Origin of the sequence: Nocardia salmonicida (assembly GCF_036142455.1) — a bacterium.
Taxonomy (GTDB): Bacteria; Actinomycetota; Actinomycetes; order Mycobacteriales; family Mycobacteriaceae; genus Nocardia; species Nocardia salmonicida.
On record NZ_CP108014.1, the window covers coordinates 7031794 to 7045090 of the forward strand.

Sequence of the window (13297 nt, forward strand, 5' to 3'; positions counted from 1 at the left end):
ACCCGCCCAGGGGGACCGATGTGGGGTGCTTGCCATACTCTGGATGACATGGCGACCCCCCTGCTGTGCAGTTCCGGTAGAGGCCGATACCTGTGAGGGATCGGCAGGTCGAAGTGGTGCTCGGAAGTCACGCGGTCGCGCGGGTCGCGGGCGCGGTGATCGTGGTCGCGCATCGCGGGCAGGGCAAGCTCACACCCGGTGATACCGCCGCGATCGCGCTGGAATCGCTGGCGGAGTTGGTGCGTGACGCGCACGAGCAAGCACCGTCAGGCCCGGGTTCGGTGGTGGCGCGTGAGGCGACCCGATGGCTGATGAAATACGCCGAGCAGATCTCGCCGGGTGTGCCGATCGATTTCGGGGTGCTCTCCGCCGCCGACAACGGGGGCGTGGCGATCTTCCTGCACGGCTCGGTGACTGCAGTTCTCGCCGATGATCGGGGCCCGGAGTACTACCGCGGTAGCGACGCGGCGTTCACCGTCGATCGGGTGGCCTCGGAGCCGGCGAAGGCGGTCGCGCTGTTCGTCGACGATGCCAAGGGGCGCATCCCGGATCTGCCGCCGGAACGCGGAATCGGCTGGCTCGTCGAAGGAATCGCGCAGGCGGGCGGGGCCGTGATGTGGTCCAACGATGTACGCAGTCGCGTGCGGACCGCCGAACCCGTGGGTCAAACACGCAGGCCGCCACCGGCTACCGCGCGCATCGATCGGGAACCGCGTGCGGCGCAATCGGATCCGCGACCCAGCGAGCAGCCCGCGACCGGGATGCAGCCCGCGACGTCGCTGATGGACGCTGTCACCGGCACGGTGGACACCCCGATCGTCGACCCGCACAATGCCGAAACCCGGCTCTCCGGAACCAATCCCGCACCCGAACCCGACCCCGACCTGCAGCGCAGGCTCGAGGCCACGGCCAAGTCGACGGTGCTGGCCGTGAAAGTGATGGGGTTCAAGTGCGCGCGTGCGCATCCCAGCGATCCCCGCTCGGCCTTCTGCACGGTGTGCGGCATGCCGGTCGACCAGACGCAGGCGCTCGCCGAGGTGGTCCGCCCGCCGCTCGGCATGCTCGTGCTCGACGATGGCATGACCTATCTGATGGCTGCCGACGCGGTGATCGGGCGTGACCCGGAGCACTCCGACGCGGCTCAGCGCGGACTCATCCCGCTGCGCATCGACGACACCTCCGGTGGCATGTCGCGCGCGCATGCCGAAGTGCACCTGGTGAATTGGGACGTCCAACTCATCGATCGCGGTTCCACCAACGGAACTCGTAGCCGGCACCCCGGCTACCGCGACTGGGTTCGGCTCACGCCGAATCAGCCGATGGTGCTCGTCCCCGGCACCGAGGTGATGATCGGCAACCGGGTGTTGCGCTACGAACCGGCCGCACCGCCGCCATTCGGTTAGGAATACCTTGACAGGCAGGTGGTTTCGCCGTTGAGGACGCCTGCGCGGAAGGCGTCGACGCGGGAGAATCCGCTGGGCACCGTGTTGCCTTCGGCGTCGCTGGCGGCCAGGCCGTCGGTGAGCAGGCCCGAGACCGCTTCGTCGAGGTCGCCCGCGGACAGTTGGATGTCGCCCTGGCTCACGGGCCGCCCCGGTTGGGCGAGTTTTCCGGTCACCACTCCGGACAGGCAGGCCGCGCGCAGACCGGTCTTCGCGCCGGTCAACTGCTGGCCGTGACTGCGCTGCACGGCCAGGGTGTAGCGGGAGATGAACACCACATAGCCGTTGTAGTCGCCGCTGACCTTCACCGGCAGCGGGCCGTCGTCGTCGGTGTCGGTGGCGCCGCGTTCGGCCAGGCCGGGCACGTCGGTGGCGATGGTGTTCTTGGCGGGGCAGTAGGTGACCGGGTCGGTGACCGCGCCGTCTTTGCAGTCGATTCGTGAGCCCGCGTAGTCGTAGGTCGGGGCCTCTTTCACCGGCAGGATCGCCTGCAGCGCCTTGCTCAGCTCGACCAGGTTCTCCTTGGAGACGGGGTATTCGCCGCGACCACTGTCGTCGGCGAAGCTCTGCGGGAGGGCGCCGCGGCGCGAGTCGATTTCGTCCTCGTCGATGCCCTTGCACCCGCGCGGCCCGTCGGTGAACCCGATCTGCACGGCGGTGACTCGTTCGAAGGCCGAACCGTGCACGCTCTCCGGATCGTCGGGATCGGAGTCGCGAATCGAAACGGTGGCGGCCAGCACGGAATTCAGGCCGTCGGAGGTGTTGATCGTGAAGTGGTTCGACTTGCCCTCCGCGACGTGGCGCATGAACGCGCCCGCGAAGCAGTCGGCCTGCTGTTCTTTCACCAAAACCGGGGTCTTCTTGGTGACCATCTTGGCCATGGTCTGGATGGCGTGACCGTATTCGTGGGCGAGCACCATCACCACCGACATCGTGCCGAAGGTCTCGCTCATGGTGGGCAGCAGCATCTCGCGGTCCCAGCCGATGGAGTTGTCGCTGCGGCAGTAGGCGGCATTGACCAGGTGGTAGGTGGTTTCCTTGCAGAACTCGATCGCCTGGCTGCGGGCGGCGCGCGCGTTCCAGGAGATCAGCTTCTCGACCGGGGCGAAGGTCTCACCGGGGAATTCGGCGCCGAAGCCGGCCTGCCAGTAGGACTGGATGTCGTCGATCGCGTTGAGCGCCAACTTGTCCACCTCGCCGCCGTCGCCATTGGTCGCGGTGAGGGGCGAATCGGCGACGCCGGTGCGTGGACCGTTCGGCCCGCCGGTGGTCGGCAATCCCGCCACCTGGAAGGGGTCGTCATAGATGGAGACGCCGTGCCCTTCGATCGCCCGCGTGCAGCCGACACCCATCAGCGCGCATAGCACGACAGAGATCGCAACGAACACTTGGGCTTTCGGCATACGTCCCCCTGGTCGGCCGGATACACGTGCAGGTCGATCGCCGGATCGGGCTCACAGCCGTCTCGGGGGCACCGCCGATGTCCGGGCGATGGCATAGTATCCGCTCCATGTCTTCACCGGGGGCGCAGACCATCACCGTGCGCCATGATGGAACCGAACGAGTCTTCGAAGCGAGTCAGCAGATCACCATGGGCCGTGCGCCCGAGGTCACCCTGTTCGTGGACAGTCCGCTGGTCTCTCGTGTGCACGCCACTCTTCGATTCAGCAACGGCGCGTGGGTACTCGCCGACAACGGCAGTACCAACGGCGTCTTCGTCGACGCGCGCAGGCTCAACCAGCCCGTCTCGATCGACCGACCCACCCAGGTACGCCTGGGTGACGCGATCACCGGGCCGCTGCTACACCTGGTCCCCGCGGCGCCTGGGGCGCGCCACGCGGCGACCATGGTCGCGCCGCCTTCACAACAACAGCACCAGCCGCACCACCAGCAACCTCACCACCAGCAGCCGCGTCCGCAGCAGCCGCATCCCGGCTTCCAGCCGCCGTCGCGCCCGCAACAACAGCAACCGCAATACGTACCCACCTCGCAGCTGCCCGCGCAGGCGCAGGACAACATCAATATGACCCGCCGCGCCGATTCGTCGATGCTGCCGCCGGTCCGCAAAGCGGCGTCGACCGAACCGGTCGCGCGCGGTGACCGCATTCCGCCTGGCGGCCTGAGTATCGGCCGCACCTCGGACAACCAGATCGTGGTGAACGATCCGCTGGCCTCGCGCGCACACGCGAAGCTGTTGTCCTCGCCCGAGGGCCTGGTGATCGAGGACCTCGGTTCGGCCAACGGCACCTTCGTCAACGGGCACCGTCAGCAGCGCTCGGTGCTGCACGAGCGCGACATCGTCACCATCGGCAATATCGACTTCGTCGTCACCCAGGGCGCGCTGGCGCATCGGCAGAAGCCGGTCGCCGAGCAGGGCCTTTCGGTCCACGGAGTCGGGTTCACGGTCGAGAACAACAAACAACTGCTCGTCGATGTGAACATGACGGCGGGACGAGGGACGTTGACCGCGCTGATCGGGCCGTCGGGCGCGGGCAAGTCGACGCTGTCGAAGCTGATCGCGGGCAACACCCAGCCCTCCGGCGGTGTGGTGACCTTCGAGGGACGCAACCTGCACGCCGAGTACGAGGCGCTGCGTTCGCGCATCGGCATGGTGCCCCAGGACGACGTGCTGCACCGGCAGCTCACCGTTCGCCAGGCGCTCGGCTTCGCCGCCGAACTGCGGCTGCCGCCCGATACCACCAAGAGCGATCGGCAGAAGGTGATCGACGGTGTGCTGCAAGAGCTTTCACTCACCCAGCATGCCGACACCCGGGTGGACCGGCTGTCCGGTGGTCAGCGCAAGCGCGCGTCGGTGGCGATGGAGTTGCTCACCGGTCCGTCGCTGCTGATCCTCGACGAGCCGACCTCGGGCCTCGACCCGGCGCTGGATCGACAGGTGATGCAGATGCTGCGCGAGCTGGCCGACGCCGGTCGCGTGGTGATCGTGGTGACGCACTCGGTCGCCTGCCTGGACATGTGCGATCAGGTGGTGCTGCTGGCTCCGGGTGGCAAGACGGCTTTCGCCGGTCATCCGGGTGGCGTCGGAGCGGCGATGGGGACGAGCGACTGGGCGGAGATCTTCGCCGAGGTCGCGGCCAACCCCGATCAAGCTTTCGCGAAGTATCGATCCAGGCAGGCGTATGTGCCGCCACCGCCGCCGGCTCAACCCAACCGCGGCAACGTGGGCGCTCCGCCACAGTCGAACGGCGTGCGTCAGTTCTCGACGCTGATCCGAAGACAGTTGCGGCTGATCTTCGCCGATCGCGGGTATTTGGCGTTCCTGGTGGTGTTGCCATTCATTCTCGGTGCGTTGTCGCTGGTAGTGCCGGGTAGTGACGGGTTCACCGCGGCGCCGCTGGTGCAGCTGCCCGATGGTTCGTTCGGGCGCGCCAGCGGCGGTGAGGCACAGCAGTTGCTGGTGGTGCTCATCCTCGGCGCGTGCTTCATGGGCGCCACGCTCACGGTGCGTGACCTGGTCGGCGAACGGTCGATCTTCCTTCGCGAGCGTGCCGTCGGCCTACTGCCCTCGGCGTATCTGATGGCCAAGATCGTGGTGTTCAGCGTGACCGCGTTCCTGCAGTCGGCGGTGCTGATCGGCATCACGTTCATCGGCAAGAAGCCGCCGGGCGAGGGGTCGCTGATCCCGAACGGCAGCGTGGAACTGTATTTCGACATCGCGATGACGGCGGTGTGCTGCGTGGTGTTCGGCCTGCTGATGTCGAGCCTGGCCAAGTCCAACGAGCAGGTCATGCCGATGCTCGTGGTGATGATCATGGTGCAGCTGGTGATGGCCGGTGGCCTGATCCCGGTGACCGACCGCGTCGGCCTCGAGCAGGTGTCGTACCTGTTCCCCTCGCGCTGGGGTTACGCGGCGGGTGCGTCGACGGTGGATTTGAAGGAGCTGGTCCTCGGCACGCAGGAGGATTCACTGTGGACCCACTCGGTCGGGATCTGGATTCTCGACATCGTGATGCTCATCGTGATCACCTCGATCCTCGCGCTGTTCACCTGGAGCAGACTGCGACTGAAGAAGTCACAGGCATGATCCGGCAGGTCAGCACCGTTTCGGTGGGCAAGATGCGCGTGTCTGTCGCCGACCGGGCACACTTGAGCCTGTGACCGTTCGAGTTGGGGCCCTACATCTGGGGTGGGACGTGGTGTCCGTGGCCGCGGGTGGCGGCGCGACCCCGGTCCGGCCGGTACAGGTCGAGGGCACCTATACCCCGCCCGCCTACCTGCTCGCCGATGCCGCGGGCAGGTTGCACACCGCCGGTGTCGACCGGCAGCGACCGGACCTGGGGATGGCGATCGCCGATGTGCGCGACATCCTCGGCCACCCGCAGATCGTGATCGCCGGCGCCACCTGGCCCGCCGAGCTCGTCTTCCGGGCCAGGCTCTACAACCCGCTCGCGGCGATCGGCAAATACCTGCAGGGCAAGCCGCAATTGGTAGCGCTGCCGTATCCGGACAGCTGGCCCGAGGACAAGGTCGAGGTGTACGCGGCGCTCGTCGAGCAGCTCGACGTGGTCGTGGAACCGCTGCCGGAAAGTGTCGCGCTCTCTGGCTATGTGCGTGCGCTCGGCCTGGTCTCCCCGCCCAGCGAGCGGCATCGCACCGGCATCGGCGCCACCGGGATCTACTCCGACGGGCGCGCGCTGCTGGTGGTCGCGGTGCACGGCGACGACGAGCAGCCGACCGAATCGACGGAGGTCGCGGTCAGCGCCGAGGCGCTGCGCGATGCCCGCACGGCCGACAACGTGGTGATCGAGGCGATGGCCGCGGCCCGTTCGATCGGCGCCGACACCTCGACGGTGCTGCTGGCAGGCAATGTCTGCTTCAACGATGCCCTGCGGTTCGCCTTCCAGAACCATCTCGGCCAGCGTCTGCACGTGGCCGACCATCCGATGCACGCGCTGGTCCTCGGCGCCGCGCATCTACTGGTGACCGAGCCCGAACTCGACGACGAGGAGGACGACTATCCGGACTCGGGACATCCCGGTCAGGCAGTCGCCGCCCAGGTCGGGTGGGGTGCGCAACCCACTGCGCCGCCCACCGCTCAGCCACCGGGGCCGGCCGGGTTCGTCGCCGGTCCGCCCGCCGCGCAACCGCCGCGTCCTGCCTCCAGCGCACCGCGGCACGCGCTCGAACACGACGACTCCGAGGACGACGACCGCCGCGGCAAACTGCTCGGCAAGGTGAAGAAGGGCTTCTTCGGCGCACCGGCCGTGGTCGGCGCGCTGGCGCTGGTCGCATTCCAGCCCGACCCCGCCGTTGCCACCGCCGCCGAACCGGTGAGCTGCGCGTTCACCCCGTACACCAACACGGTCCCGCGTGAGGGCATCGCGACCGCGCGCGGCGTGCTCGTCGACGACCACGCCTGCGTCACCCCGGGCATCGACACCCTGCGCTACCTCATTCCCGGCCCGGCGCGGGCGACCGATCCGGGACCGCCGGTAGTGATCTAGCGACGTGGTCGACGATCGCCGGTGATCAGCATCGCCCGATTGTAGGTGGGTGATACGTGGCTGGTATCGTTGCCGGTTGGCGTGTGGAACGTCGAACCGTTCGCGGGTCGGTGTCTCCTCGATGTCCTGGGTCTCCACCGGCCGCCAGGGCAACCCGATCCACACAACAGGGCCGGCAACACCGACGACAGACAGGGATCCACTGTGCCTACGTACAGCCCCAAGGCAGGTGACACCACCCGCAAGTGGTACGTCATCGATGCCACTGACGTAGTCCTCGGCCGTCTCGCCGTGCAGGCCGCTGGCCTGCTGCGCGGCAAGGGCAAGCCGACCTACGCACCCCACGTCGATGGTGGCGACTTCGTCATCATCATCAACGCGGAAAAGGTTGCCATCTCCGGCAACAAGAAGAACGACAAGCTCATCCACCACCACAGCGGACACCCGGGCGGCCTCAAGTCGCGCACTGTCGGCGAGGTGTTGGCGACCCGTCCCGATCGTCTCGTGGAGAAGGCCGTCAAGGGCATGATCCCGAAGAACAAGCTGGGTAACGCGATCGCGGGCAAGCTGAAGGTCTACGCAGGCCCGAACCACCCCCACGCCGCGCAGCAGCCGGTTCCGTTCGAGATCAAGCAGGTGGCCCAGTGACCGCTCCTGAAGAGTTCGCAGCCGAAGAGTTCGACGCCACCGATGAGGTCGTAGTCGAGATCGTCGAAGACGGCGAAGGCTACGCCGAAGGCGAATACGTCGAAGAAGAGCTGGCCTTCGAGCCGCTCGGCCTCGACCGCCCGGTGCAGACCGTCGGCCGTCGTAAGGAAGCCGTTGTTCGCGTTCGCATGGTGCCCGGTTCGGGCAACTTCGAGCTCAACGGCCGCACCATCGAGGATTACTTCCCGAACAAGGTGCACCAGCAGCTCGTGAAGTCTCCGCTGGTTCTGGTCGAGCGTGTCGAGAACTTCGACATCTTCGCTCGCCTGGTCGGCGGCGGCCCGTCGGGTCAGGCAGGCGCCCTGCGTCTGGCTATCGCCCGCGCGCTGATCGTGGTCACCCCGGACGACCGTCCCGCCCTCAAGCGTGCCGGCTTCCTGACGCGTGACCCGCGTGCCACCGAGCGTAAGAAGTACGGCCTGAAGAAGGCCCGTAAGGCGCCTCAGTACTCGAAGCGCTGATTTACGCACTGTCGACCGCCGTCTTCGCTTACTTTGGTTGAGACGGTACGGTCGGCGGAGCACGTGTGCGAGAGCAGGCTTCCAGCACGGCTGGTCGCCTGCTCTCGTGCTGTATTCGGGGACTAACTACAGGTAGAGGGTTTTATGGGACGGCTGTTCGGCACAGACGGTGTTCGTGGGCTCGCCAACGAGTCGCTGACCCCGGAACTGGCGATGCGCGTCGCCGCCGCGGCAGCACAGGTGCTCTCGCGCGGCAAGAAGCGTCCGGTCGCGGTGCTCGGTCGCGACCCCCGCGCCAGCGGCGAGATGCTCGAGGCCGCGGTGACCGCGGGCCTGACCTCCGTCGGCGTCGACGTCCTCTCGGTGGGCGTGCTGCCCACCCCGGCCGTGGCCTATCTGACCGGCCTGTACGACGCGTGCTTCGGCGTGATGATCTCCGCCTCGCACAATCCCATGCCCGACAACGGCATCAAGATCTTCGCGGCGGGCGGGCACAAGCTCGACGACGTCATCGAGGCGCGGATCGAAGCCCTGATCGCCGAAGGCGTCACCGTGCGCCCGACCGGCGCGGGCATCGGCCGGGTACGCGGCGACTACTCCGTCGAGGGCACACACGAACGCTATGTCGAGCATCTGCTCGAATCCACCGGGCAGGATCTGTCCGGGCTCACCGTCGTTGTCGACTGCGCCCACGGTGCGGCCGCCGAGGTGGCCCCGCAGGTGTACCGGGAGGCGGGCGCGACGGTGATCGCGATCAACGCCGAACCCAACGGGCTCAACATCAATGATGGTTGCGGCTCGACGCATCTGGACAATGTGCGGGCCGCGGTCCTGAAGAATGGCGCCGACCTCGGCATCGCGCTCGACGGCGACGCCGATCGTTGCCTCGCGGTGGATGCGGCGGGCGAGACCGTCGACGGTGACGCGATCATGGCCGTGCTCGCGCTGGCGATGCGCGACGCGGGTGAGCTGGTCGACAACACGCTGGTCGCGACCGTGATGAGCAACCTCGGCCTGCATATCGCGATGCGCGCCGCCGAGATCACCGTGATCACCGCCGCCGTCGGCGACCGATACGTGCTGGAGGAACTGCGGCGCGGTGGGTTCAGCCTGGGTGGGGAACAGTCCGGCCATGTGGTGTTCCCGCGGTTCGGCACCACCGGTGACGGGGTGCTCACCGGCCTGCGGTTGATGGCGCGGATGGCGCAGACCAAGGCCACGTTGGCCTCGCTGGCCTCGGTGATGACCACGGTGCCGCAGGTGCTGGTGAACGTCGCGGTGTCCGACAAGGCCGCCGTCGCGGCTGCTCCCGAGGTGCGGGAGGCCGTCGCCGAGGCGGAGCGGATCCTCGGGGAAACCGGCCGGATCCTGTTGCGACCCAGCGGGACCGAGCAGTTGGTGCGGGTGATGGTGGAGGCCACCGATCCGGCACAGGCGCGTCAGCTGGCCGATGACCTGGCGAAACGGGTCGCCGCGGTCTAGTCGCCTGGCGGGTCCGGTGCGTGGCAACTAGTATCGAGATTCGCCGTAAGGACCTGTGTGCCCGTGGCGCGTGTGTGCTGCTCGGCGCAGGCGGTTGTTTTGGCGCGCAGCACGATTCGAAGGGGGCCGAGGATGGTTCCGCCGCTGCCTGCCCGCAACTATCGAGACCAGTACCCGTACGAGTACGGCGAAGCCGATCAGCCGCACCGCTGTGGTGGGGCCTGTGGGCGACCGGGATGCCGCGAAGTGCCGCAAGGCTATTCGCCTACGGCCCCGATCCGCGACGAGGGCTACGGCCAGTTCGAGTACGAGCAGGCCGCGAGTACGCGCCCGTTCGCGGCGTCACGGGTGCCACGTTCGCGATCGTTCATCGCGGTGGTCGCCGTGCTCGGTGTCACCTGCGGTGTGGGGCTGATCGGGGCCAAGCTCGGTTCCGAAATCGACCTGTTCGGCGCCGCCGCACCGGCTGTGGTGCGGTCGTTCTAGAACTGCCCGACGACGAACCCACTGAACAGCACCAGGAAGCCGCCGATCTCGCCCACGATCAGCCCGTACATCGACAGTCGTAGTTCGGCGGGGATCCGCCCGTCGAACTGGTTGGTGGTGTCACGGCGCAGCCCGTGCAGGGCGTAGCTGGCGATCGCGCCGACGAAGAACGCGAGCACGACCAGGTCCGCGGTCAGGTTGACGATCGTCGGCCAGGCGCTGAGCTCGGTGAACACCGCGAGCAGGATCCCCGCGAAGGAATACATCAGCGCGGCGCGATGGGCGATGTCGACATAGATATGTGCCGCGCCCGCGATGCGGATGCCGTGGTATTTCCAGATCCCGAGCAACAGGGCGCTCAGGAAGATCACTCCGGTGACGAGCAGCGTGATGCGGGTATCGATGCCCAATACGTAGTCCATGTGCCTATTCCTCGGTGAGTAGCCCACCGGACATATGCCAACGACGGGTCGCACGAACAGAATCCAGCATCCGCCGATCATGCGTCACCAGAATCAACGTGCCGGTGAAGGAGTCGACCGCTTGCTCGAGCTGTTCGATGGCGGGCAGATCGAGATGGTTGGTCGGCTCGTCGAGGACGAGCAGGTTCACCCCGCGGGCCTGGAGCAGAGCCAGCGCAGCGCGGGTGCGTTCGCCGGGGGACAGGGTGTCGCAGGCGCGGGTCACATGCGGCCCGCGCAGGCCGAACTTGGCCAGCAGCGTGCGAACTTCGGCGTCGGGCCAGTCGGGCATCGCCGCGGCGAAGGTGTCGGCCAGCGCGTCGCCACCACGGAACAGCCCACGGGCCTGGTCGACCTCACCGATCTCGACCCCGGAACCCAGTGCGGCCGAACCGGAATCGGGTGCGATCTTGCCGAGCAGGAGTCCGAGCAGGGTCGACTTGCCCGAGCCGTTGGCGCCGGTGAGCACGATCCGGTCGGCCCAGTCGATCTGCGTGGTGATCGGGCCGAGGGTGAACTCGCCGCGCGCGAGGGTGGCGTTGTTGGCCGTCGCGACCACCGCGCCGCTGCGGGGCGCGGTCGCGATCTCCATCCGCAGTTCCCATTCCTTGCGCGGTTCGTCGACCACGTCGAGGCGCTCGATGCGGCGCTGGGTCTGGCGGGCCTTGGCGGCCTGCTTCTCGGTGGATTCCGCGCGGGTTTTGCGGCCCATCTTGTCGGAGTCGTTCTTGCCCTTGCGGCGGGCATTGCGCACCCCGTGCTCGAGCCAGTTGCGCTGCATCTGCGCGCGTGACTCCAAACCTGCTTTGGTGTCGGCGAATTCGTCGTAGGCCTCGCGGGCGTGCTTGCGGGCGATCTCGCGTTCGGCGAGGTAGGCGTCGTAGCCGCTGTCGTAGAGGCCTGTTTGCTGTTGAGCCAGGTCGAGTTCGAGGACGCTGTTGACGGTGCGCGCCAAGAATTCTCGATCGTGGCTGATCACCATGAGCGGTACCCGCACGCCGGTGACGAACCGTTCCAGCCGGTCGAGGCCGTCGAGATCGAGGTCGTTGGTGGGCTCGTCGAGCAGCAGAATGTCGAAGCGCGACAACAACACCGAGGCCAGCCCCGCGCGGGCCGCCTGGCCGCCCGACAGGCCCGTCATCGGGGTGTCGAGGCCACTGGCCAAGCCGCTGGTCAGCCCCAGATCCGCGGCGACCTCTTCGACGCGCTGATCGAGATCCGCACCGCCCAATGCCAGCCAATGTTCCAACGCGGGTGAGTAATCGTCGTCGCCGCCGTCGCCGAGGCGTTCGGCCGCCGCGTCCATCACCTGCTGGGCGTGCGCGACTCCGGTTCGGCGCGACAGGAATTCGAGCACCGTCTCGCCGTCGATGCGCTCCGGTTCCTGCGTCAGGTAGCCGACAGTCGCATCGGGCGGGCTCAACACGATGGTGCCCTCGCCCGGCTCGCGCTCGGCCAGCATCCGCAGCAGCGTCGACTTGCCCGCGCCGTTCACCCCGACCAGCCCGATCACATCGCCGGGGGCGAGAGTGAAATCGAGGTCGGCGAACAGGGTCCGTTCGGCGTGCCCCGCGGACAGGCCGCTGGCGTGCAATGTCGTGCTCACCTCGACAATTGTGCCCGTCTCGGGGTCTGACCCTGAGGTCGGGGCCTGTCGAAATCAGGGTGTGGATAGGTCTGTGGACCGATGCGGGTGGGGGTGTTCGGTAGGCACAGTGGAGATATCACCGCTCCACAGGAAGGCAACATCATGACCGCCCCCGCCCGCCGCCTCACCCGTTCGACCAGCAACAAGTGGATCGCAGGCGTCTGCGGTGGCCTCGCCGAACGCTACGGCTGGAACCCCAACGTCGTCCGCCTGGTCTTCGTCGTGTCCTGCCTGCTGCCCGGCCCGCAGTTCCTGATCTACCTGGCGATGTGGATCCTCATCCCGAACAAGTAGCCCCGAACCTCCCGGCACCCGCTCGCGGATGACAAGATGGTGGCAACCCCGCCACGTCGTCATCCGCGAGTTTTCCGTTGGAGGAGCAGTCATGGTCACCTCGGGTGAGTTCCCCGGCCTCGGCCTACCCGACATCGACGCCCACTCGTCCCTGGGCGGCCTCGGCCCCGTAGAACTGAACAACCCATCCCTCGACCTCGACCACGACGGCGTCGTCGACTCCCTCTCCACCGGCGACGCCGACTCGACCAGCATCTGGTCCGATTACGACCACGACGGCCTGGCCGACCACGTCACCGTCGTCGAGGAGGACGGCGACTACGCCGCCTGGGAGTACCACCGTCATCCCGACGGGACGTCGGAGTGGCGGAAGACGGATCAGGGGAACCTGGAGAAGTAGATTCGGCCCGCCGATGATGGAACCGGTGGGCCGTTTCGTGCGTCCAAGTAGGTAGCACGCCGTTGGGGCGTGCCGCGAGTACCGGAGGTGGGGGATGGGCACGACCGTTTCGAACGGGATCGTGGTGAATCAAGCTGCGATCACACAATCGGTCAACGAGCTGAAGGGCACCGTCGGCGAGCTGCGCAAAGCCGCGGCCAATGTCAACGCCTGGGGGTCGGGCGTCGAGGCAGGACGCTCCTACGTCGACCGGGGCCAGAAGATCGCGACCGGATTCGATCGGATCTCCGGTTGGCTGAATCGGTGGACCACCGCTTCCGACTACACCGCTGAGGCGATAGGCACCGCGACCATCGAGCTCGTCGGTATCGACAACTCGAATGCTCAGGATCAGAAGAAAATCGCAGCCCAACTGCCGGGACAGTGAGTGCCGACATGCGGGAGGTGACC

The 13297-nt window shown here is 67.4% G+C and carries 13 protein-coding genes; 10 read left to right on the plus strand and 3 right to left on the minus strand.

Annotation, left to right across the window (positions count from 1 at the left end; genetic code table 11):
- Positions 1 to 92: 92 nt before the first annotated feature.
- A complete protein-coding gene (locus OHS03_RS32760; RefSeq protein WP_056818249.1) occupies positions 93 to 1403 on the plus strand; it encodes an FHA domain-containing protein in 1311 nt (436 codons plus the stop codon).
- Here OHS03_RS32760 and OHS03_RS32765 read toward each other — a convergent pair.
- Positions 1400 to 2845, minus strand: coding sequence for a neutral zinc metallopeptidase (locus OHS03_RS32765; protein ID WP_056818247.1), 1446 nt, complete (start codon positions 2843 to 2845; stop codon positions 1400 to 1402). The two genes, OHS03_RS32760 and OHS03_RS32765, sit on opposite strands and share 4 nt — an antisense overlap.
- Before the next feature lie 107 nt (positions 2846 to 2952).
- Here OHS03_RS32765 and OHS03_RS32770 point away from each other — a divergent pair, with 107 nt between their 5' ends.
- The 6 genes from OHS03_RS32770 to OHS03_RS32795 all read left to right on the plus strand — a co-directional run bounded on the left by OHS03_RS32770 (position 2953) and on the right by OHS03_RS32795 (position 10044).
- Positions 2953 to 5487: an ATP-binding cassette domain-containing protein gene (locus OHS03_RS32770; RefSeq protein WP_328659337.1), complete on the plus strand. Its 2535-nt coding sequence runs from the start codon at positions 2953 to 2955 to the stop codon at positions 5485 to 5487.
- Positions 5488 to 5557: 70 nt separating this feature from the next.
- Entirely contained in the window at positions 5558 to 6907 is a 1350-nt protein-coding gene (locus OHS03_RS32775) for a hypothetical protein (RefSeq protein ID WP_328659339.1), read from the plus strand.
- 204 nt (positions 6908 to 7111) lie between these two features.
- Complete coding sequence (rplM, locus tag OHS03_RS32780) at positions 7112 to 7555, plus strand: 50S ribosomal protein L13 (RefSeq protein WP_056819237.1); 444 nt, start codon at positions 7112 to 7114, stop codon at positions 7553 to 7555.
- Positions 7552 to 8076, plus strand: a complete 525-nt coding sequence (rpsI, locus tag OHS03_RS32785; RefSeq protein WP_082844303.1) for a 30S ribosomal protein S9 — start codon at positions 7552 to 7554, stop codon at positions 8074 to 8076. Before rplM ends, rpsI begins: the two co-directional genes overlap by 4 nt.
- A gap of 144 nt (positions 8077 to 8220) precedes the next feature.
- Positions 8221 to 9558: a phosphoglucosamine mutase gene (gene glmM / locus OHS03_RS32790; protein ID WP_056818241.1), complete on the plus strand. Its 1338-nt coding sequence runs from the start codon at positions 8221 to 8223 to the stop codon at positions 9556 to 9558.
- 132 nt (positions 9559 to 9690) lie between these two features.
- Positions 9691 to 10044: a hypothetical protein gene (locus tag OHS03_RS32795; protein ID WP_328659341.1), complete on the plus strand. Its 354-nt coding sequence runs from the start codon at positions 9691 to 9693 to the stop codon at positions 10042 to 10044.
- On the opposite strand, the gene OHS03_RS32800 is transcribed toward OHS03_RS32795, so the two are convergent.
- Positions 10041 to 10466, minus strand: coding sequence for a hypothetical protein (locus OHS03_RS32800; protein WP_328659343.1), 426 nt, complete (start codon positions 10464 to 10466; stop codon positions 10041 to 10043). The genes OHS03_RS32795 and OHS03_RS32800 overlap by 4 nt on opposite strands.
- A gap of 4 nt (positions 10467 to 10470) precedes the next feature.
- On the minus strand, positions 10471 to 12057 hold the full coding sequence (locus OHS03_RS32805; protein WP_407942533.1) for an ABC-F family ATP-binding cassette domain-containing protein: 1587 nt from the start codon (positions 12055 to 12057) through the stop codon (positions 10471 to 10473).
- Positions 12058 to 12255: 198 nt separating this feature from the next.
- Between OHS03_RS32805 and OHS03_RS32810 the strand changes: the two genes are divergently transcribed.
- The 3 genes from OHS03_RS32810 to OHS03_RS32820 all read left to right on the plus strand — a co-directional run bounded on the left by OHS03_RS32810 (position 12256) and on the right by OHS03_RS32820 (position 13274).
- Positions 12256 to 12447, plus strand: a complete 192-nt coding sequence (locus tag OHS03_RS32810) for a PspC domain-containing protein (RefSeq protein WP_063057023.1) — start codon at positions 12256 to 12258, stop codon at positions 12445 to 12447.
- A gap of 91 nt (positions 12448 to 12538) precedes the next feature.
- Positions 12539 to 12847, plus strand: coding sequence for a DUF6802 family protein (locus tag OHS03_RS32815; protein ID WP_056818233.1), 309 nt, complete (start codon positions 12539 to 12541; stop codon positions 12845 to 12847).
- 94 nt (positions 12848 to 12941) lie between these two features.
- On the plus strand, positions 12942 to 13274 hold the full coding sequence (locus OHS03_RS32820; RefSeq protein ID WP_328659347.1) for a hypothetical protein: 333 nt from the start codon (positions 12942 to 12944) through the stop codon (positions 13272 to 13274).
- Positions 13275 to 13297: the final 23 nt, after the last annotated feature.